This is a genomic window from Rhodanobacter hydrolyticus (assembly GCF_044904645.1).
This window is the reverse complement of sequence record NZ_JADIKK010000008.1, coordinates 1,184,119-1,203,180: the sequence shown is the minus strand read 5'-3', so window position 1 is coordinate 1,203,180 and position 19,062 is coordinate 1,184,119. Positions and strand designations below refer to the sequence as shown.

Genomic DNA, 19,062 nt, shown 5'->3' with positions numbered 1-19,062 from the left:
GACCGAGAAACACGCCATGCAAACCGTGCAAGACGCTCCGGCGCTGCGCGCCGCCATCCGCGGCTGGCGCTCCCAGGGCCAGACGGTCGGACTGGTGCCGACCATGGGCAACCTGCATGCGGGGCACCACTCGCTGCTGAAGCTGGCACGCGCGCGCGCCGACCGCGTGGTGGCCACGGTGTTCGTCAACCCCACCCAGTTCGGCCCAAACGAGGATTTCGAGCGCTATCCGCGCACCCTGGTGCAGGACCAGGCTGGCCTCGCGGAGCATGGCTGCGACCTGCTGTTCGCTCCCGAAGTGGCCACCATGTACCCGTTCGGCGCCGCACAGAGCGTGAGCATCCACGTGCCGGGCATCACCGACACGCTGGAGGGGGCGCATCGTCCCGGCCATTTCGACGGCGTGGCCACCGTGGTGTGCAAGCTGTTCAACCTGGTGCAGCCGGACCTGGCCGTATTCGGCCAGAAGGATTTCCAGCAGCTCAAGGTGATCGAGCGCATGGTGCGCGACCTGGGCTTGCCGCTGAAGGTAATGGGCGCGCCCACCCTGCGCGCCGACGACGGGCTGGCGCTCAGTTCGCGCAACCAGTACCTCTCCGAAGCGGAACGCAATCAGGCGCCGCTGATCCGGCAGACCCTGCAGCAGATGCGTGACCTGCTGGACAAGGGGCACGCGCGGCGCATCATCGAGGAAGCCGCGCAGTCGAAGCTGGAGCGAGCGGGTTTCCTGCCCGACTACGCGGTGATCCGCCGCGCCGAGGACCTGGCCGAGCCGGCTGACGGTGAGCGCGAGGGGCTGGTGGCGCTGATCGCCGCGCGGCTGGGCACCACGCGTTTGATCGACAACCTTCCGTTTGACTGAATCGCCCCCATTTCCGGGCCATAATCGCTGATGTTGCAGTGCAATGTCGGCAGTTCGATAATGCGCATCGACGCGGGACGTCCCCGCAGGAAATCGAAGTCATGCACCTGAACATGTTCAAGGCGAAGATCCATCGCGCCACTGTCAGCCACGCCGAGCTGCACTACGAAGGCTCGATCGCCATCGACGGCAACCTGCTCGACGCCGCGGGCATCCGCGAGTACGAGCAGATCCATGCCTGGGACATCGACAATGGTCAGCGCTTCGTCACCTATGCGCTGCGTGCCGAAGAAGGCTCGGGCATCATCTCGGTGAACGGCAGCGCCGCACGCAGCGTGCAGGTGGGCGACCTCATCATCATCGCCGCGTTCGCGCAGATCGACGAGAAAGAGTTGGCGCAGTTCCAGCCCACCTGCGTCTACGTGGACGAGAAGAACCGCATCACCCACACCAATCGCTCGATCCCGAAGCAGATGGCGGCCGCCTGAGCGACGGTTGACCTGGGGCGCCCCCTCTCTGCTTGAGGGGGCTTCTGCATTTCGCCCGCCATTCCGGCGCAGGCCGGAATCCAGTGACGATATGGCTTGTATGAGCCGGTGCTACTGACTCGCTACGCTCGCCCCTTCGAGGCCGCCCTGCGGGCGTTCTAAGCGCTTCTGCTTGTGCGGCCTGTGTCCGGAATGACGATGCTTCGCGCCCGAGTCATGGCGCCGCGATGGCTCAGAACGCGGGCAGCACCGCGCCCCGGTACTTCTGCTCGATGAACGCCTTGATCGCCGGGCTGGTCAGCGCCTGCGCCAGCTTCTGCACGCGCGGATCGTTCCGGTTGTCGGGGCGACCCACCAGGTAGTTCACGTAGGGCGAATCCTTGCTCTCGATCAGCAGTGCATCCTTGGTGGGGTTCAGGCCTGCCGCCAGCGCGTAGTTGGTGTTGATCAGCGCCAGGTCCACTTCGTCCAGCGTGCGGGGCAGCATCGCCGCCTCCAGTTCCTTGAATTGCAGGTGCTTCAGGTTCGCCGTGATGTCCTTGGGCGTGGCCAGCGCGTTGGCCGGATCCTTCAGCGTGATCAGGCTGTTTTTCGCCAGCAACAACAGGGCGCGGCCCTCGTTGCTGGGGTCGTTCGGCAGCGCCACGGTGGCTCCGTCCGGCAACTGGTCGATGCTCCTGATCTTGCGCGAATAGGCGCCGAACGGCTCGATGTGTACGCCCACGACGGGCACCAGGTTGGTGCCGTGTTCGCGGTTGAAGGCGTCGAGATAGGGCCCGGTCTGGAAATAGTTGAGGTCGATGTTCTTCTCGGCCACCTGCGTGTTCGGCTGCACGTAGTCGGCGAATACCTTGATCTCCAGCTTCACGCCTTCCTTCGCAAGGATGGGCTGTGCCTGCTTCAGGATTTCCGCGTGCGGCACGGCGGTGGCGGCCACGACCAGCGTGTCCGCATCCTGCTTCGGCGCGGAGCAGGCCGCGAGCAACAGGGCGACGGCCGCGGCACCGGCGACGCGTAACGCGCGCCTCACGAGGGTTTGCGCGCCACGCCAGCGAGCAGCAGCAACGACAGGATGGCGGAGAGGGAGGCGAGCAGCAGCATGGATCATGGCGGTTTCCGGGAGGAGTTCCAGACTAGATAGCCAAACCTTGGCGGGGAAATAACCAGATCAGTGGCGCTTATAACGCGCCACGATGCGGTCGCCCATCATCTGCAGCAGCTGCACCAGCACCACCAGCAGCGCCACGGTGACCAGCATGTAGTCGGACTTGTAGCTGAGGTAGCCGTAACGATAGGCCAGGTCGCCCAGGCCACCGGAGCCGATCGCGCCGCCCATCGCGGTATAGCCCACCAGGGCGATGGCGGTGACCGTGATGCCGGCGGCGATGCCGCCGCGCGCCTCGGGCAGCAGCACGTGGCGTACGATCTGCCAGGTGCTGGCGCCCATCGCCTGCGCGGCCTCGATCACGCCCTGTTGTACCTCGCGCAGCGCGGTTTCCACCAGTCGCGCGAAGAACGGCGCGGCGCCGATCACCAGCGGCGGGATCGCGCCGCGCACGCCCAGCTTGGTGCCCACCAGCGCATAGGTGACCGGCATCAGCACGATCATCAGGATGATGAAGGGCACCGAACGCAGCACGTTCGCCAGCAGCGAGACGACGCCGTAGAACTTCGGCATCGCGCGCAGTTGCCCGTTGCCGGTGAGGTAGAGCAGCACGCCCAGCGGCAGGCCGATCAGCACGGTGAGCGCCAACGAGCCGCCAAGCATCAGCAGGGTGTCGATGCAGGCATGGCCGAGTTCGCCCCAGTCGTCAATGTTGGGGAACAGGCTTTGCAGCGGCGAGGCGATCATGCGCCCATCTCCTCGATCTCGATGCCGGCTGCGCGCAGGGCGACCAGCGCGGCGTCGGTGTCCGCGCCCTCCAGCGCCAGGGTGAGCTGGCCGTAGGGCAGGTCCTTGATGCGGTCGATGCGGCCGGCCAGCAGGTTGAAATCCACGCCGTGCTCGCGCATCACGCGGCTCAGTACCGGCTGCAGCGTGGCGGCGCCGCGGAAGGTCAGCCGCATCACGCGGCCGGCGACTCCCGGCGCCTGCGCCGTGGCAGCTTCCTCGGGCAGTGCCTCTTCCACGAAGCGCCGCGTGGTGGCATGCCGGGGATGCAGGAACACGTCGGCCACCGTGCCGCTTTCCACGATGCAGCCGGCATCGAGCACCGCGACGCGGTCGCAGATGCGGCGCACTACGTCCATCTCGTGGGTGATCAGCACGATGGTGAGCTTCAGCTCGCGATTGATCGATGCCAGAAGGTCGAGCACAGAAGCCGTGGTCTGCGGGTCGAGTGCGCTGGTGGCCTCGTCGCACAGCAGGATGTCGGGGCGGTTCGCCAGCGCGCGCGCGATGCCCACGCGCTGTTTCTGGCCGCCGGAGAGCTGCGAAGGGTATTTGCCTGCATGTTCGCTGAGGCCGACGCGGGCGAGCAGTTCGTCCACACGTTCGCGGACCTTCGTCGCGTCGCGTTCACCGGCAAGACGCAGCGGGAACGCCACGTTGTCGGCTACGGTCTGCGAGGCCAGCAGGTTGAAGTGCTGGAAGATCATGCCGATGCGCTGCCGCTGCGCGCGCAACGCGGGTTCGGGCAGCGCGGTCATCTCGGTGTCGCCGATCAGGATGCGTCCGCCGCTGGGCCGTTCCAGCAGGTTGATCAGGCGGATCAGCGTGGACTTGCCCGCGCCGGAATGGCCGATGATGCCGAACACCTCTCCATCCACGATGTCGAGGTTGAACGGCTGCAGCGCGGGAACCTCCCGGCCGTCCACGCGGTAGGACTTGTGTACGTCGAGGAAGCGGATCACGGAAGTCATGGCGTCGGGTCGGGCGAGTATTCTACCCGCTGTCCGGCCTTCCATACGGCCATACACGAGGATCACGCGATGAGCGACATCTATGGCTTCAGCGCCCGCGACATCGAAGGCAACGAGCGTTCGTTCGCCGAATGGCGGGGCAAGACCCTGCTGGTCGTCAACGTGGCCTCCAAATGCGGCTTCACGCCGCAATATGCCGGGCTGGAAAAGCTGTGGCGCGAATGGCGCGAGCGCGGCCTGGTGGTACTGGGCTTCCCTTGCGACCAGTTCGGCCACCAGGAGCCGGGCGACGAGGCGGAAATCCGCAACTTCTGCAGCACCAGCTACGACGTGAGCTTTCCGATGTTCGCCAAGGTCGAGGTGAACGGCGCGAATGCGCATCCGCTGTACAAGTGGCTCAAGAGCGAGGGCAAGGGCATCCTCGGCAGCGAGGCGATCAAGTGGAACTTCACCAAGTTCCTGGTCGATGCCCAGGGGCAGGTGGTGAAGCGCTATGCGCCTACCGATACGCCGGAAAAGATCGGCAAGGAGCTGGAGCGCCTGCCCGGCACGTGAGCTGACTCAGTCGCTGCCGCGCCAGCCGGCCAGCAATTGCACAATGGCATCGACGTCGTGGTTGGCCGACGGCTCGCCGTCATCGCGACGGTAGTTGTTGAGCATGATCGTGAAGGCGAGTCGCTGGCCGTCCGCCGCGGTGACGTAACCGGCAATGCAGTGCACGTAGGCCATGCTGCCGGTCTTGGCATGCACGTTGTCGGTGGCAGCGCCGTCGCGCATCCGCCATTCCAGCGTGCCGTCCACGCCGCCCACCGGGAGCATGGCCTGCAATGCGCCTGCCCACGGCTGCATGGCGATGACCTGCAGCAGGCGCGTCATTGCGGCAGGTGTCACCAGATCGCTGCGCGACAGGCCGCTGCCTTCCTCCATCAGTACCGAAGACGGCGCGATGTCGATGCGTTCCAGCAGGTCGTGCAGCGCGCGCAACCCCCACGCTTCGCTGCTGAGGAAGCCGATGGGCGCGCCAGGCTGGTTTGCAGCCGCGGCCTGTGCACTGATGCCATCCAGTTGTAGCAGGTTCTGCAGATAGAGGTTCTGCGAGCGCTTGAGACCCTGGGCGAGGATGCCGCTCACCGGCGGCGACAGCACTTCGGCCAGCACCTTCGCGTTGGCACGCAATGCATCGTCGCGTTCCGGCCACGCGAGCACGCGCAGGCCGCCGGTCAACCGGATGCCGTGGCGTGCCAGTGCCGCGCGCAATTCCTCGCCCGCTTGCTGCGCCGGGTCGGGAATCGCCAGCTGGTAGGTTCGCGCCGCCGCGCCTTCGGCAATGCTGCCGAAGGCATGCAGCAGCGCGTCGCCGGGAGCGCGATAGAGATTGAAGTCGTCGGGCGTCCGTGGTGGCGCAGTAGTCAGCGTGCTTGCCAGCGGCGGTGCTGCCACGCCGGGGGCGAAACTTAGTTGTGGCGGTTGGCCGGCAACGGTGGCGGGCGTCACGGTCAGCGCCACGGTGTTCTCGTGCACGCTTAGCGCCGAAGCCGGTGCGGCGAACCAGCCCAGCAGGTCACTGGCTTCCCAGCCCTTGCCCAGTGGAGGTCCGGAAAAATACGTAGCGTCGGCGACCAGGTCGCCATGCACCTCTTCGATGCCGCGTGCGGCCAGCTGCGCGGCAAGGTCATCCGCCCAATCGGGATTGGCGCCCGGTGTGCCCAGCGTGGGATCGCCCATGCCGTACAGCAGGAGTGGACCATCCAGCCTTGCGTGGCGGATGGGGGCGGCCGAGAGCAGACGCGTGGGGATGCGGGATTGTGGGTCGAGCGTTTCCATCGTCAGCGCCGCAGTGAACAGCTTGGCGGTGGATGCCGGTTCGAACAGCTTGCCGGACTGGTGCGCGTACAGCGTGCGGCCGCTGTCCAGCGACGCCACGGCGATGCCCCAGTCGGCGGCGGCGTAGCGTGGTTGGCGGATGACCGCGTCGATTTGCGTGCTCAGCGACCGGCGGCTTTGCGCAGCGACAGGCGCGGTGGCGGATGCCGCCGCCGAGAGCGCGGCGCACGGCAGGGTCAGCGGGCACAGCAGCACGGCGATCCACAGGGCGGCTTTCATGAGCGGAGTATCGCAAAGTCGCCATCTGCTAGGCTTGTATGTTCATGCCGGCACGAAACCGGCTCTTTTACCGATACCGGAACACCGTCATGCAGATCGCCAAGAACGCCGCCGTCACCTTCCACTACACGCTCACCGACGACGACGGCCAGGTCGTCGACAGCTCCGCCGGCCGCGAGCCGCTGGCCTACCTGCATGGCCATGGCCATATCGTGCCGGGTCTGGAGAAGCAGATGGAGGGCCGCCAGATCGGCGACAAGTTCGACGCCCACGTGGAGCCGGAGGAAGGCTACGGCGTGCGCCATGAGGAACTGGTGCAGGAAGTGCCGCGCGAGGCGTTCCAGGGCGTGGCCGACATCCAGCCCGGCATGCAGTTCCAGGGCCATGGCCCGCAGGGTGTCATCAACGTCACCGTGACCAAGGTCGAGGACGACAAGGTGCACATCGACGGCAACCATCCGCTGGCCGGCAAGCCGCTGCATTTCGCCATCGAAGTCACCGGCGTGCGCGAAGCCAGCGACGAAGAGCTGTCGCACGGCCATGTGCATGGCGCAGGTGGCCATCACCACTGACGCACGATCATGCAGGGACGCATGAAGATCGCCATCGTGGGTTACGGCGCCGCCGGTCAGGCGGCGTCGTTGTTTCTGGCCGGGCAAGGGCATCGCCTGAGTGTGTTCGAGCAAGCGAGCGCGCCGGGGCCGGTGGGCGCGGGCTTCCTGCTGCAGCCCACCGGACTGGCGGTGCTGGCCCGGCTCGGCCTGCACGAGCAGGCGCTGGCGCAAGGCCAGCGCATCGAGTCGCTGCATGGCTGCAACACGCGTGGCCGGCAGGTGATGGCCATGCGCTACGCCGACCATGCGCCGGATTGCTTCGGCCTGGGCATGAGCCGCGGCAGCCTGTTTTCCCTGCTGCGCGATGCCTATGCCGAGGCCGACGATATCCATGTCGGCACACGCATCGTCGGCGTGGATGCCGAAGCCGGCCTTCTGTTCGACGAACACAGCGGAAGGCACGGCCCGTTCGACCTGATCGTGGCCGCCGATGGCGCAGGCTCGCGTTTGCGTGCTGGCCTGCCTGGGCTGGCCGCGCGCGACGTGGTCTATCCATGGGGTGCGGTGTGGTGCCTGCTGCCCGCCGGGGACTGGGCGCATGCTGATACTTTGCAGCAGCGCTACGCCGGCGCGCGCGAGATGATCGGCCTGTTGCCGGTGGGGCACCGTGTCGACCGCGACGGTCGCTGGTTGACCTTCTACTTCAGCTTGCCGGGCGGGCAGGTGGATGCTTTCGATGCTGTGGCGCTTTCACGCCTGCAAGCGCGGGTAGCGGTGCTGTGGCCCGAGGCGTCGCCGCTGCTGGCCCGTATCGACGCGCCGGAGCAGTTGCATCGTGCGCGCTATCGCGACGTGGTGATGCGGGTGCCGCATCGCGGTCGCGTGGTATTCCTCGGGGATTCGGCGCATGCGATGAGCCCGCAGCTTGGCCAGGGCGTGAACATGGCACTCCTGGATGCGCAGTCGCTGGCGGATGCATTGACCGCACACGACGACCTCGCACTCGCCTTGCGTGCGCATGTGCGCACGCGTCGCCGCCATCTGCAGGTGTACCAGTCCATGAGCCGCTGGCTCACGCCGCTGTTCCAGTCGAAGCACGACCGTCTGGCCCAATTGCGCGATCTCGCCTTCGGACCGTTGGGCCGCTTCCCGCTGGCGCGCGGGCAGATGCTGCGCATCCTCACGGGTACCAAGCAGGGCTGGTGGCGCTAGAGCATCTTGCGGTAAACGACGAAGCCCGATTTCTCGGCGACCTGGTCGTAGAGCCGCATCGCGGTAGCGTTGCTCTCATGGGTCTGCCAGTACACGCGCGGCGCGCGCGCCGATTGCGCGAGTTCGTAGACGCGCTCGATCAGGGCGCGACCCGCGCCCAGGCCCCGCGCGGCCGGCGCCGTGAAGAGGTCCTGCAGGTAGCAAGTCGGCGCAATCTGGATCGTGCTGCGATGGAACAGGTAGTGCGCCAGGCCGAGCAGCGCGCCGTCGCGTTCGGCCACTAGCGCGTGCACCGGTTCGTCGGGATCGTGGAAGCGCGCCCAGGTGGTGCGGGTGATTTCTTCCGGCAGGGCGGTGGGGCCGCTGCGGCCGTAGAACGCGTTGTAGCCGTCCCACAAGGGTCGCCACGCGGCATAGTCGTCGGCGGTCACGGGGCGGATCGATAGCGTGTCGTTCATGGATTGCTCGCGATTGCGTGCCTTGTTGAGGAGTGCAGCCAAGGATGGCCGCGGCTTGATCCTCGCGCTCATGGATGAGCGAAAACTAGCGAGAGGGTGCGATTGCTCAGTACCAATCGAGCAACGACACCCCCACGCCGAAATAGGTGGCGTTGTGGTTGTAGTCGATCATGCTTTCGCCGTAGCCCTTGAACAGTTCCATATAGCCGCGCAGGTTGCCGGCGATGGGAAAACTCCAGGTGAAGCGCGCGGCGCCGTGGTTGTCGTCGCCGAGGCTCAGCGAGTCGCGCAGCATCAGGCCGAATTCCTGCCCGTTCCATTCGTGGATGATCTGCACGTCGGCGCGGCCCATGTATTTGCTGATGTCCGGATTGTCGTCGTCGCTGCGCGCTTCGGGAATCCGCCACCACGGGCGGAACACGATGGTCCAGCCGGGGCGCTCGAAGCCGAAGTCGGCGATCACGCGGTTCCAGCTGCGCGAGAGCGGATTGCTGCGGCCGTTGGACTGATGGTCGACGCCAATGCCGAACATGTGACCGTCCCAGCCCAGCAGCTGGTAGTTCGTGTCGAACACCAGCAACGCCTCGGGCTCGTAGTCGGTCTCGCGGAACGGGCGCGATATCTCGGCGTTGTACACCTGCCAACGCGAGCTTTGGGTGTAGCCCACCCACAGGTCGCCCACGTCGCCGAACACTCCTTGCCATATCTTGGTCTTGAGGCTCAGCTGGAATTTTCCCTCGACGTTCTGCAGCTGCTGGGGCGTCTGCACGGTGTTGTCTGGGTTCGGGCTGTGCGGCATGTTGTTCTGGTTGCTGGTGGCAAACACCGGCATCGCGTACACCGGCTGGTAGCCGCGCAGGTTGAAGGTGCCGAGCTTGCTCTGGGGGGACAACTCCCAGCGGCTGTCCAGCAGCGACATGGGCGTCGATACCTCGGCGGATTCCGGTGCGGCGACCGTGGCTTGTCTGTCGTGGGCGAACACGCCGGCATTCGCTGCGGCGGGCTGATCCTTGCGCTTCTGCGCGCTCGGCAACCGGTCGCGCCCGGTGGCGCGGTCGTAGCAGGCCAGTCGCTGCGAGTCGCTTTCGATCGCGGTGCAGGCACGGATATCCAGCGGGTTGGGATTTTGCGCGTGGCAGATGCCGGCGGCGAAAGCGCCGATCAAAAGCAGGAGGCGAAGCTGTTTCATGACGACTCCGTCGCACGGATGTGCGTGAAGTCTAGGCCATGTGCGGCGATGGCTCTCCGATCAGCGACGCAAATCGCCGGGGCGAACCTGGCATCGCGGCAACGGCCTCGCGCAGGCAACTTCCAAGGCCGAATTTTATGGATGGTGGTTGCAAAAAAAAATCGGCCGCATCGAATGCGGCCGATTTGAATTCCAGCATGTCACTGCATCTGCTTCACCCACGCTTCGTACTGCGTTTTGTTGATGCGCTGGGCACCATGGCTGGCGTTGAGAAAGTCGTTGGCCAACGGCGGGTAGGCGGCGGCCTGCTCCTCGGTAATCGACTTGCCGCCGCCGGAGAGCTGGCTGAAGGGGGGCGCCGGAGCAAGCTGCGGTGCGGCAGGCGGCACGCTGCGCACGGTCACGTCGGGCGGCGGCATCGGCGCCGGCGCGGCCGTTTGCGCGGGTGGCTGCTGCATGCTGTCTTGCGACGGTGGCGGCTGCGTCTGGCCGGTTTGGTCTTGTGCGAAAGCCGCGCCAGCGAAGATCAGGGTGGCGGTAGCGAGAACGGGCAACAACGCGTTGCGTGCTTTCATGATCATTTCTCCATGCCAGAATGTCTGAGGGAGCGCAGGCCCTGCTGGCGATCACAGGCGGTATCAGGCATCGGCCCGGCTCGTGATCGACCCTAGCAGAGGTAGCGTAAATGCCATCGCAATACTCTTGTGGAGCTGGCGTGAAGGCGGTGTGTCGTTGAACGCGGCTTCAGCAAGCGCGATCCCGTTGAGCCTGTCGCAGGCACGTGCGCTGCAACTGCATGCGCAAGGGATGCTGCAGGCGCCGCGCCGCAAACCGCGTCGCGAGGACGTGGTGGCAGCCATCGAGCGCATGCGTCTGCTGCAGATCGACTCCATCCACGTGGTCGCGCGCAGCCCGTATATGGTGTTGCACTCGCGCCTTGGCGATTACCCGGTGGCGTGGCTGGACGAGGCGCTGGGCGACGGCCGCATCGCCGAGTGCTGGGCGCACGAAGCCTGCTTCGTCGGCGCCCGCGATCTCGCCGTGCATCGTGCATGGCGGGAGCGCGGCAGCCATTGGGCACAGCGCCATGCCGAGCGCATGCATCGCGAACACAAGCCGTCGATGGACGCGCTGCTTGCGCGCATTCGCGGGGAAGGGCCGGTACTTGCCTCGGATTTTCCGCGCGAGGATCGCGGCGCCTCCGGCTGGTGGGAATGGAAGCCGGAGAAACGCTGGCTGGAAGCATGGTTTGCGCTGGGCGACCTGATGGTGACGCGGCGCGAACGCTTCCAGCGCGTATACGACCTCGCCGAGCGTGTGCTGGCCACGCTCGATCCACCGTTCTCCCCCAGTGAACTCGATACGGAACAGCTGCGCCGGCACTTCATCCTCGACAGCGTGCGCGCGCTGGGCATCACGCAGGCGCGCTGGATCGCCGACTACTTCCGACTCAAGCCGGCAGTGACGGCGCGCGAGTTGGCTCCCCTCCTGGCCGAGGGCGAACTGCTGGAAGTGGCGGTGCGCGGCTGGGACGCTCCAGGCTACGTGCATCGCGAACATGCCACTGTGCTGGAGCGGGCGCGCGGCGGACGCCTGCGTGCCACGCACACCACGCTGCTGTCACCGTTCGACCCCTTGGTGTGGGATCGCGCACGTGCGCTGGCGATGTTCGATTTCGATTACCGCATCGAATGCTATGTGCCTGCGCCGAAACGGCGCTATGGCTACTACGTACTGCCGATCCTGCATCGTGGCGCGCTGATCGGTCGGCTGGATGCCAAGGCGCATCGTGCCGAAGGGGTGTTCGAGATCAAGGCCTTGTTCCTGGAGCCTGCTGTGGAACCCTCGCCGCGCCTAGCCGGGGAGTTGGCTGCAGCTATCGTGCGCACCGCAAATTGGCACGGTACGCCGAGGGTCCGTCTGGGGCGTTGTCGGCCGGCGGCGTTGGGGGCGATGTTGCGGGCTGAGTGGAAGTAGATTCGGCTGGTCACCGGGCTTCCGCTTTTCTTCCATTTGGGAAGTGGGGCGCAGGCGACAAAACGCTTTCGGTCACTGTGGGTGGACGAGCTACTTTCTTGTGTATCTACGCCCGCACCGGAATGCGTGCGAATGGCGAAGAGAAGGAACTCGGGTGCCGGCAGGTGTCCGAACCGCCTTGTGGCTTGCGAAGACGGCAAATCATGCAGGGACTCCTCAGCTTAAAAGCGAAGGAACCTCCGCCAGCTCAACGCGCCCTCGCAGCAATCGGCGCATCGCAAGAACGCCCCTGCAGGTTCTGGCTCATCTGGTTGGCCAGCAGCCGGCAACGCGCATCCAGGTAGGGGCGTGCCTGCGGGCTTTGCGAAGCCTGCAGCAAGGTGTCGCGCATGGCCTGGTAGCGCGCCTGCAGCTGATCCGCCGGGTAGATCCCCGCTGCGCGATGGCAGGCCAGGTAGCTGGACAGATAGGCATCGCAAGAGGCTACGCCGGTAGCGGCGACCGGGGGTGGTTCGGCCGGGCGCGGTTTGGTGGTGGCGCAGCCGGCCAGCAGCAGGCCGGTGCACAGCGGAAGCAGCGGGCGCATATTCAAGCGGCAATCCTCGGTGCGGGATGGCCGATTCTCGCATCGGACGGTATCGCGCGGTTATCGGTTATCATGGTGGGACTGCGTTTGCCGGGGTCGCCAAGCACCGGTGACCCGATGCAGCCGATCCACGATCTGCCTCATCAGTTCACCCCGGGGTTGTTTTCCTTTGCATACCAGTAAGCCGGCTGCCGCATTTCGCGGCGGTCGAGTCTCTTTTTACCCATGTGGAGTGATTCAAATGTCTGATCGTCAGATCGGTACCGTCAAGTGGTTCAACGACGCCAAGGGCTTCGGCTTCATCGCCCGTGACAACGGCCCGGACGTGTTCGTGCATTTCCGCGCGATCACCGGCAACGGCTTCAAGAGCCTGCAGGAAGGCCAGAAGGTCAGCTTCAAGGTGGTGCAGGGCCAGAAGGGCCTGCAGGCCGACGAAGTCAGCGCCGCCTGATTGCCTGCAAGCGTCAAACGAAACCGGGCGGCAACGCCCGGTTTTTTTGTGCCCGGCATCCATGGCGTACGCCTCTCGGGCTTCGCCAGCACGGTTTCGAAAATCGCTTCCGGCGACTTTTTATGTCCGTGGCAGTCTTTTTTTAGGAGCTGCTTGACACTTCCCTCGCATTCCTGAATTTCCGTTATGCTTGGATTACTGCGTCTGCTTGGCCACGTGCGTGCCCGGTGTGGAACCGTTTCGATTCCATGTCGCTACACCCGACCCCGGCATGCCCAGTAAGCCGTCGGCCCTAGGGAGGTCGATTCGTCTCAAGCGTCTGGATTTGGATCGGAGTGAGTCATGTCGGATCGTGAAACGGGTACCGTCAAGTGGTTCAACGACGCCAAGGGGTTCGGCTTCATCAGCCGCGAGAATGGCCCTGACGTGTTCGTGCATTTCCGTGCCATCACCGGCACGGGCTTCAAGAGCCTGCAGGAAGGCCAGAAGGTGACGTTCAAGGTGGTGCAGGGCCAGAAGGGCCTGCAGGCCGAAGAAGTCGCTCCGGCGTGATCGCTGCCTTGCAAGCGGAAAGGGCCGGCGCAAGCCGGCCTTTTCTTTTCTGTTGCGACGGTCCTTGATCGCGAAGATCAAACGGGCGGCCGTCCATGGCTGGCCGTTGCCCTTGCAATCATCCTTGATCGCTAGGATCAAATGGGCGGCCATCCACGGCCGCACTTTTCAATGAGCCCCACAACCGCTACTGAACCCACCGTGCTGCCGCTGACGATGGCCGACGGCGCGCGCGCCGAGCTGCTGTGCGTGGCACCGGATGGCGAACCGCGCGACGCCGTGTTCTGGCTGCCGGCGATGGGTATGCCGGCCAAGCATTACTTGCCGCTGGCTACCGCGCTGGCGGCGCGGGGCGTGGCGGTGGCACTGCACGAATGGCGTGGTATCGGTTCCAGCAGCCTGCGCGCCAGCCATCGCTGCAACTGGAGCTATCGCGAGTTGCTGCAGCTCGACCTGCCTGCCGGCATGGCCGCCTTGCGTGCGCATTGGCCGCAGGCACGCGCGTGGGTGGGCGGTCACAGCCTGGGAGGGCAGTTGGCTTGTCTGTATGCCGCGCTGCATCCCGGCGACATGGCGGGCATCGCGCTGGTGGCCAGTGGCGCGCCGTACTGGCGGCGATTCCGCCACGGCACGCTGGTCGGTATGGCCTATGTTTTGGCGCCCCTGCTGGCGGCACTGCGTGGGCATCTGCCCGGTCGGCGCATCGGTTTTGGTGGCAACGAGGCGCGCGGTGTCATTGCCGACTGGGCGCGCAGCGGGCGCACCGGCCGTTATGCGGCAGCGGGCATGGCCGAGGATTTCGAACAAAGGCTGGCCTCGCTGGAACTGCCGGTACTGGCACAGCGCATGCGCGACGACTGGCTGGGCCCGGCCGCCTCGCTGGACTGGCTGCTGGGAAAGATGCCGCATGCCTTGCGTCGGCACAAACAGGTTACGCCCGACGATCTCGGGGGCGCCCCCGCCGATCATTTCAGCTGGATGAAGGCACCCGGCAGCATCGCTGCGCGCATGGTCGAATGGATTGCCACAGACGACGCGGTGTTCACAACACCGCACCATTCCAGCCCTTGATGTAGCTGCATCATGCCGGCACTGTAGGTGTTTCCTCTCCCCGCCGGTCGCCTGATGAAACTGTTCGAACCCTTCCCGCAGCGCAGCCTGAGCCTCCGCAACCGCATCGTGGTGTCGCCGATGTGCCAGTACTCCGCCACCGACGGAGTGCCCGACCACTGGCATCTGGTGCATCTGGGCAGCCGCGCGGTGGGCGGCGCGGGCGTGGTGATTGCCGAGGCCAGCGCGGTGTCGGCCCAGGGGCGCATTTCGGCGGGCGATACCGGCATCTGGAATGAGGCCCAGGTCGCGGCATGGCAACCGATTGCCGCCTTCATCGCTGGGCAGGGAGCGGTACCCGGCGTGCAACTCGCGCATGCCGGCCGCAAGGCCAGTGCGCAGCGGCCCTGGGAGGGCGGAGGTGCGCTCGCGGCGGGGCAGGGCGCATGGACCACGGTGGCGCCGTCAGCATTGCCGTTCGACACGGGTTGGCATGTGCCGGTGGCGCTGGATGCTGCGGGTATCCGTCAGGTGATCGCCGATTTCCGCGCCAGCGCGCAGCGCGCGTTGGCCGCCGGTTTCAGGCTGATTGAACTACATGCCGCGCACGGCTATCTGCTGCACCAGTTTCTGTCGCCGCTGAGCAACCGGCGCGACGACGCCTATGGCGGCAGCTTCGAGAACCGCACGCGATTGCTGCGCGAAGTGGTCGCTGCCGTGCGCGAGGTATGGCCGGAGGAGTTGCCGTTATGGCTGCGCATTTCGGCCACCGACTGGGCCGAGGGCGGCTGGGATGTGGAGCAGAGCGTGCAACTGGCGCGCGGGATGACGGCGCTGGGTGTGGACCTGGTCGATGTTTCCAGTGGCGGACTGATACCGCATGTGAGGATTCCGGTGGGGCCTGGGTACCAGGTGCCGTTCGCCGCGCGCGTGCGCCGCGAGGCAGGTATCGCCACCGGCGCGGTGGGCCTCATCACCGAACCGAAACAGGCCGCCGACATCGTGTCGAACGACGAGGCCGACGTGGTGCTGATTGCGCGTGAGAGCTTGCGCGATCCTTACTTCCCACGTCGCGCCGCACAGGAACTGGGTGCGCAGCTTCACGCGCCGGTGCAATATCAACGCGCCTGGTGAAGGGAGCAATCGATGGACGCGCAACCCATCCTGATCGACGGTCGCCTGCACGATCTGGGCGACGGCTTCACCGTACGGCGTCTGCTGCCGGTACTCGACGCCCGCCACGTGGGGCCGTTCGTGTTCTACGACCATATGGGGCCGGTGGACTTCGCGCCCGGCCGTGGCATGGATGTGCGGCCGCATCCGCACATCGGGCTGGCCACCGTGACGTGGCTGTTCGACGGCACGGTTCGTCATCGCGACAGCCTGGGCAGCCTTGCCGACATCCGTCCCGGCGCGGTGAACTGGATGACCGCCGGCCGGGGCATCGTGCATTCCGAACGCACGCCGCCGGAAGTGCGCGCCACCGGCCAGCGCATGCACGGCATCCAGGTTTGGGTGGCGCTGCCACGAGGGCAGGCAGAGGTTGCACCCGAGTTCCATCATCATGAGGCGGATGCGTTGCCGCGCATCCGGCAACCCGGTGTCGAGCTGGTGTTGATCGCCGGCACGGGCTGGAGCGTGGCGTCGCCGGTGAAGGTGTTTGCGCCGATGTTCTTCGCCGAGGCGCGACTTGATGCCGGCGCTGAACTCGCCCTGCCATCGGAACATGCCGAGCACGGCGTGCACGTGATAGAGGGCGAATTGTCATGGGGCGACCTGACCGTGATCGAGGGTCGGATGGCAGTGCAGTCGGGCGCGGCACCGAGCATCAGGGCGAACCGCGCCAGCCGCGTGATGCTGTTCGGCGGCGCACCGCTGGATGGCGAGCGTCACCTGTGGTGGAACTTCGTAGCCGCCAGCACCGAACGCATCGAACAGGCCAAGGCCGATTGGCGCGAGGGACGCTTTCCCGTCGTGCCCGGCGACGAGCAGGAATTCATCCCGCTGCCGGGTTGAGGAAACCGAGATGGCCGAATTCGCCAGCTTTCGCGCGTTCTATCCCTACTACCTTGGAGAACACGGCAACCGCCTGTGCCGCCGCTGGCATTTCGTGGGTAGCACGCTGGTGTTGCTGATCCTGTTGCTGACGATCGCAAGTGGGCGGCTGGCGTGGCTGTGGTTGCTGCCGGTGGCCGGCTACGGTTGCGCTTGGATCGGCCACTTCGTCTACGAGAAGAATCGCCCGGCTACCTTCCGGCATCCGCTCTACAGCCTGATGGGTGACTGGGTGATGTACTCGCAGATGCTGCGCGGGAAGGTGAGTTTTTGAGAGCCTCCTCAAAGGCTCCAACTTGCACCGCCTCCTAATGGGTGGGAGCTGGGGAATGCCGCTCCCGCCGTCGCAAGGGATGGCGTGGCTTCGGCCGACCGCCAACGCCAGAATTTCTTCTCTTTGCTGGCCCACGTGTCGCAGGAACAGTGGCGAACGGCGAAGCCGGCTTGAAGCGGGTAGCGCAGGGTGCCCGGAGTCAGCGGAAGAGACTAAGAGAAACGGCCCGATTCATCCGTCGATGCTGCGCGAGCGGACTGTAACGAGGACATCGGAACCATTCCTGCCTATGCGATGGACGGTGCGCACACGACGCCGTATCTGGAAACTGAGGGCTTCCCCGCGGCTGATTCCAACGAGGCGATTTTCGACAGCTGAAGGGCCATCAAGCCGAGATCCAGTGGCGTTGCTCCGAGTACTGCCTGGCGCTACCCCTTTTCTCCGCGCCCAGAAGCAAGAGCATCAAGTGATCTTGAACAGGTTCTAATGCGCGCGCGGGTTGCTGGCTTTAACATTCGCGCATGTCCGAACCCACCCCCCTCCGTTTCCGCCCGGCCATCGCAGCCGATGTTTCCGCCATCGTGGCGCTGGTCGAATCCGCCTATCGCGGCGACTCCGGCCGCCGCGGCTGGACGACCGAGTCCGACCTGCTGGACGGCCAGCGCACCGATGTTGCAGGTGTTTCCGCCTTGCTGGACCAGCCGCATGGCGTAGTCCTGCTGGCCGAGCGCGACGGTGTGTTGATGGCCAGTTGCCATGTGGAGCGGCAGGGGGATTCGGGCTACTTCGGCATGTTCGCGGTCGATCCCTTGCGCCAGGGCGACGGCTTGGGTAAGGCGGTGCTGGCCGAAGCCGAGCGCATCGCGCGCGAGGAGTGGCAGTGCCGCGCGATGCACATGACGGTGATCGTGCAGCGTGCGGAGTTGATCGCCTTCTACGAACGCCGCGGCTACCGCCGTACCGGCGAATTCCAGCCATTCCCCTACGGCGACGAGCGCTTCGGCATTCCGCGCCGCGACGACCTGCGTTTCGAAGTGTTGCGCAAGGACCTCGCATGAACCCGGCGGCCGAAGGCTGGGTGCGCGTGGGCGCGCGCAGCGAGTTGCTGCCGGGCGAGTTCAGGGTGGTGTTCGACGGCGACACCCCCATCGCCGTGTACAACATCGACGGCGACCTATATGCCGTCGAGGACGTCTGCACGCACGACGGTGGCGATCTCGCCGGCGGCGAGGTGCACGGCTTCGAGGTGGAATGCCCGCGCCACGGGGCGCGTTTCGATCTGCGCACCGGCGCGGTGACATGCCCGCCGGCGTACGAGCCGATCGCGTGCTTTCCCGTGCGCGAGGAAGACGGCGCGATCTGGACGCGCGACGACCGCTGAGAGGGAGTTTTTGCGATTGCCCTCGATCGCTGAGATCGCTGAGATCAAACCGGCGACCGTCCCTGGCCGCATCTTTCAGAAGTGGTAGACGAAGGCCAAGGATTCGGAAGGCTGGTTGCGTGAGCCGAACCGCGTCACCAACGGGCTGCTGCCTGCATCGCCCAGCAGGCGTTCCCAGCTCAGCGCCAGTGCGAGGCCGGTGTGCTGGCTGGTGGGGACGAACAGGTCGTATTCCAGCGAGGTCGACTGGCTGCCGGCGCCGGGGCGCCAGGTAGGCACGGCAAGCCCCTTGGCTTGCGCTGGTGTGATACCGAAGAAGCGATCCATGGCTGCGCCGTTCATCGCCTGCCAGCGCAGCTCGAAGGAATGCTGCAGCAGCCAGATCGGCGGCAGATCCCACTCGCCGTAGACATCGAAGTAGGCTCCCGCACCGTCGATGTCATGACTGAGGTCGGTGCCCACGTCGACCTGCTTCGTGAGCTGCCACTCCAGGTAGCCGCCCGACGTGAGGCGTGGCGACAGCGGCGCGATCCTGCCGCGCAGGACGCCGAGGTCTTCGCTGTCGCGCCCCCACTGGTAGTCGCCGTAAAGGCCGCCATGCAACACCGGGCCGCCAATCAGATCGAGCTGCAGGCCATCCAGCGTGGACAGGCTGAGACGGTTGGGGATCTCGATGTCGACGAAGGGGATCGGCTGGTTGCGCGCGTCATGGGCGCCGGGCCACGCCGCCATGCGCTCCATGCCGGCACCGATGGCGTAGGTCGGCTGCTCGCCGTCGTCGGCATGGCAGTGCCGCGCCCATGGCAGGCCGATGAGCAGGCAGGCGGACAGGACAAGGCGACGGAGCAGGCCCGTAGTCGGGGATAGGCGGGTCATGGGGGCGGCATGATAAAGCCGAATGGGCAGTTTGCCGCCTGGCGGGCTGCGGGTTGTTCGGTACCCGTTGGGGGAAAGGGCGCCGAAAGGCAGGGTTTCTAACCTGCCTGTCATCGTTGATAGGTGTGGATT

The 19,062-nt window shown here is 65.9% G+C and carries 24 protein-coding genes; 14 read left to right on the top strand and 10 right to left on the bottom strand.

Annotated features, from left to right (window positions below; translation table 11 throughout):
* The first annotated feature begins 16 nt into the window (after positions 1 to 16).
* Both panC and panD read left to right on the top strand, forming a co-directional pair.
* Positions 17 to 862 (top strand): pantoate--beta-alanine ligase, encoded by an 846-nt coding sequence (gene panC / locus ISP25_RS08105; RefSeq protein ID WP_404613073.1) that lies wholly within the window; start codon positions 17 to 19, stop codon positions 860 to 862.
* Positions 863 to 963: 101 nt separating this feature from the next.
* The gene (panD, locus tag ISP25_RS08100; protein ID WP_192154483.1) at positions 964 to 1,350 is read left to right on the top strand and encodes an aspartate 1-decarboxylase; all 387 of its coding nucleotides are present in this window, start codon (positions 964 to 966) and stop codon (positions 1,348 to 1,350) included.
* A 232-nt stretch (positions 1,351 to 1,582) separates the two neighbouring features.
* Here panD and ISP25_RS08095 read toward each other — a convergent pair whose 3' ends face one another.
* The 3 genes from ISP25_RS08095 to ISP25_RS08085 all read right to left on the bottom strand — a co-directional run bounded on the left by ISP25_RS08095 (position 1,583) and on the right by ISP25_RS08085 (position 4,203).
* Positions 1,583 to 2,380 carry a MetQ/NlpA family ABC transporter substrate-binding protein gene (locus tag ISP25_RS08095; RefSeq protein ID WP_404613070.1) on the bottom strand — a complete coding sequence of 266 codons (798 nt, stop codon included), beginning with the start codon at positions 2,378 to 2,380 and terminating at the stop codon, positions 1,583 to 1,585.
* 138 nt (positions 2,381 to 2,518) lie between these two features.
* Positions 2,519 to 3,202, bottom strand: coding sequence for a methionine ABC transporter permease (locus tag ISP25_RS08090; RefSeq protein WP_404613068.1), 684 nt, complete (start codon positions 3,200 to 3,202; stop codon positions 2,519 to 2,521).
* The gene (locus tag ISP25_RS08085) at positions 3,199 to 4,203 is read right to left on the bottom strand and encodes a methionine ABC transporter ATP-binding protein (RefSeq protein WP_404616287.1); all 1,005 of its coding nucleotides are present in this window, start codon (positions 4,201 to 4,203) and stop codon (positions 3,199 to 3,201) included. Before ISP25_RS08085 ends, ISP25_RS08090 begins: the two co-directional genes overlap by 4 nt.
* Before the next feature lie 78 nt (positions 4,204 to 4,281).
* Between ISP25_RS08085 and ISP25_RS08080 the strand changes: the two genes are divergently transcribed.
* Complete coding sequence (locus ISP25_RS08080; protein ID WP_404613066.1) at positions 4,282 to 4,767, top strand: glutathione peroxidase; 486 nt, start codon at positions 4,282 to 4,284, stop codon at positions 4,765 to 4,767.
* Positions 4,768 to 4,773: 6 nt separating this feature from the next.
* On the opposite strand, the gene dacB is transcribed toward ISP25_RS08080, so the two are convergent.
* Entirely contained in the window at positions 4,774 to 6,315 is a 1,542-nt protein-coding gene (gene dacB / locus ISP25_RS08075; protein WP_404613065.1) for a D-alanyl-D-alanine carboxypeptidase/D-alanyl-D-alanine endopeptidase, read from the bottom strand.
* Between the two features lie 89 nt (positions 6,316 to 6,404).
* Between dacB and ISP25_RS08070 the strand changes: the two genes are divergently transcribed.
* Together ISP25_RS08070 and ISP25_RS08065 are read left to right on the top strand one after the other, a co-directional pair.
* A complete protein-coding gene (locus ISP25_RS08070; RefSeq protein WP_404613063.1) occupies positions 6,405 to 6,887 on the top strand; it encodes an FKBP-type peptidyl-prolyl cis-trans isomerase in 483 nt (160 codons plus the stop codon).
* A gap of 21 nt (positions 6,888 to 6,908) precedes the next feature.
* Positions 6,909 to 8,081, top strand: coding sequence for an FAD-dependent oxidoreductase (locus ISP25_RS08065; RefSeq protein WP_404613062.1), 1,173 nt, complete (start codon positions 6,909 to 6,911; stop codon positions 8,079 to 8,081).
* Here the strand turns inward: ISP25_RS08065 and ISP25_RS08060 are convergent.
* From ISP25_RS08060 to ISP25_RS08045, 4 genes are all read right to left on the bottom strand, one after another.
* On the bottom strand, positions 8,078 to 8,539 hold the full coding sequence (locus ISP25_RS08060) for a GNAT family N-acetyltransferase (protein ID WP_404613060.1): 462 nt from the start codon (positions 8,537 to 8,539) through the stop codon (positions 8,078 to 8,080). The genes ISP25_RS08065 and ISP25_RS08060 overlap by 4 nt on opposite strands.
* A 106-nt stretch (positions 8,540 to 8,645) precedes the next feature.
* Positions 8,646 to 9,728 (bottom strand): phospholipase A, encoded by a 1,083-nt coding sequence (locus ISP25_RS08055; RefSeq protein ID WP_192154499.1) that lies wholly within the window; start codon positions 9,726 to 9,728, stop codon positions 8,646 to 8,648.
* Between the two features lie 31 nt (positions 9,729 to 9,759).
* On the bottom strand, positions 9,760 to 9,927 hold the full coding sequence (locus tag ISP25_RS08050; protein WP_192154501.1) for a hypothetical protein: 168 nt from the start codon (positions 9,925 to 9,927) through the stop codon (positions 9,760 to 9,762).
* 1 nt (position 9,928) lies between these two features.
* Complete coding sequence (locus ISP25_RS08045; protein WP_192154502.1) at positions 9,929 to 10,303, bottom strand: hypothetical protein; 375 nt, start codon at positions 10,301 to 10,303, stop codon at positions 9,929 to 9,931.
* Positions 10,304 to 10,535: 232 nt separating this feature from the next.
* Here ISP25_RS08045 and ISP25_RS08040 point away from each other — a divergent pair, with 232 nt between their 5' ends.
* Complete coding sequence (locus tag ISP25_RS08040) at positions 10,536 to 11,705, top strand: winged helix-turn-helix domain-containing protein (RefSeq protein ID WP_404616286.1); 1,170 nt, start codon at positions 10,536 to 10,538, stop codon at positions 11,703 to 11,705.
* A 247-nt stretch (positions 11,706 to 11,952) separates the two neighbouring features.
* On the opposite strand, the gene ISP25_RS08035 is transcribed toward ISP25_RS08040, so the two are convergent.
* A complete protein-coding gene (locus tag ISP25_RS08035) occupies positions 11,953 to 12,291 on the bottom strand; it encodes a hypothetical protein (protein WP_404616285.1) in 339 nt (112 codons plus the stop codon).
* Positions 12,292 to 12,532: 241 nt separating this feature from the next.
* Here ISP25_RS08035 and ISP25_RS08030 point away from each other — a divergent pair, with 241 nt between their 5' ends.
* From ISP25_RS08030 to ISP25_RS07995, 8 genes are all read left to right on the top strand, one after another.
* Positions 12,533 to 12,742: a cold-shock protein gene (locus tag ISP25_RS08030; RefSeq protein ID WP_192104674.1), complete on the top strand. Its 210-nt coding sequence runs from the start codon at positions 12,533 to 12,535 to the stop codon at positions 12,740 to 12,742.
* Positions 12,743 to 13,084: 342 nt separating this feature from the next.
* Entirely contained in the window at positions 13,085 to 13,294 is a 210-nt protein-coding gene (locus ISP25_RS08025) for a cold-shock protein (RefSeq protein WP_077482570.1), read from the top strand.
* A 171-nt stretch (positions 13,295 to 13,465) separates the two neighbouring features.
* Positions 13,466 to 14,365: an alpha/beta hydrolase family protein gene (locus ISP25_RS08020; protein WP_404613057.1), complete on the top strand. Its 900-nt coding sequence runs from the start codon at positions 13,466 to 13,468 to the stop codon at positions 14,363 to 14,365.
* A 54-nt stretch (positions 14,366 to 14,419) separates the two neighbouring features.
* Entirely contained in the window at positions 14,420 to 15,478 is a 1,059-nt protein-coding gene (locus ISP25_RS08015; RefSeq protein WP_404613055.1) for an NADH:flavin oxidoreductase/NADH oxidase, read from the top strand.
* Between the two features lie 12 nt (positions 15,479 to 15,490).
* Entirely contained in the window at positions 15,491 to 16,360 is an 870-nt protein-coding gene (locus tag ISP25_RS08010; protein ID WP_404613053.1) for a pirin family protein, read from the top strand.
* Between the two features lie 10 nt (positions 16,361 to 16,370).
* Positions 16,371 to 16,673 carry a DUF962 domain-containing protein gene (locus ISP25_RS08005; protein ID WP_192154510.1) on the top strand — a complete coding sequence of 101 codons (303 nt, stop codon included), beginning with the start codon at positions 16,371 to 16,373 and terminating at the stop codon, positions 16,671 to 16,673.
* 521 nt (positions 16,674 to 17,194) lie between these two features.
* On the top strand, positions 17,195 to 17,731 hold the full coding sequence (locus ISP25_RS08000; protein WP_404613051.1) for a GNAT family N-acetyltransferase: 537 nt from the start codon (positions 17,195 to 17,197) through the stop codon (positions 17,729 to 17,731).
* The gene (locus ISP25_RS07995) at positions 17,728 to 18,054 is read left to right on the top strand and encodes a non-heme iron oxygenase ferredoxin subunit (protein WP_192154513.1); all 327 of its coding nucleotides are present in this window, start codon (positions 17,728 to 17,730) and stop codon (positions 18,052 to 18,054) included. The genes ISP25_RS08000 and ISP25_RS07995 overlap by 4 nt, the downstream gene beginning before the upstream one ends.
* Positions 18,055 to 18,129: 75 nt before the next feature.
* Here ISP25_RS07995 and ISP25_RS07990 read toward each other — a convergent pair whose 3' ends face one another.
* On the bottom strand, positions 18,130 to 18,930 hold the full coding sequence (locus ISP25_RS07990) for a MipA/OmpV family protein (protein ID WP_404613049.1): 801 nt from the start codon (positions 18,928 to 18,930) through the stop codon (positions 18,130 to 18,132).
* Between the last annotated feature and the right edge of the window lie 132 nt (positions 18,931 to 19,062).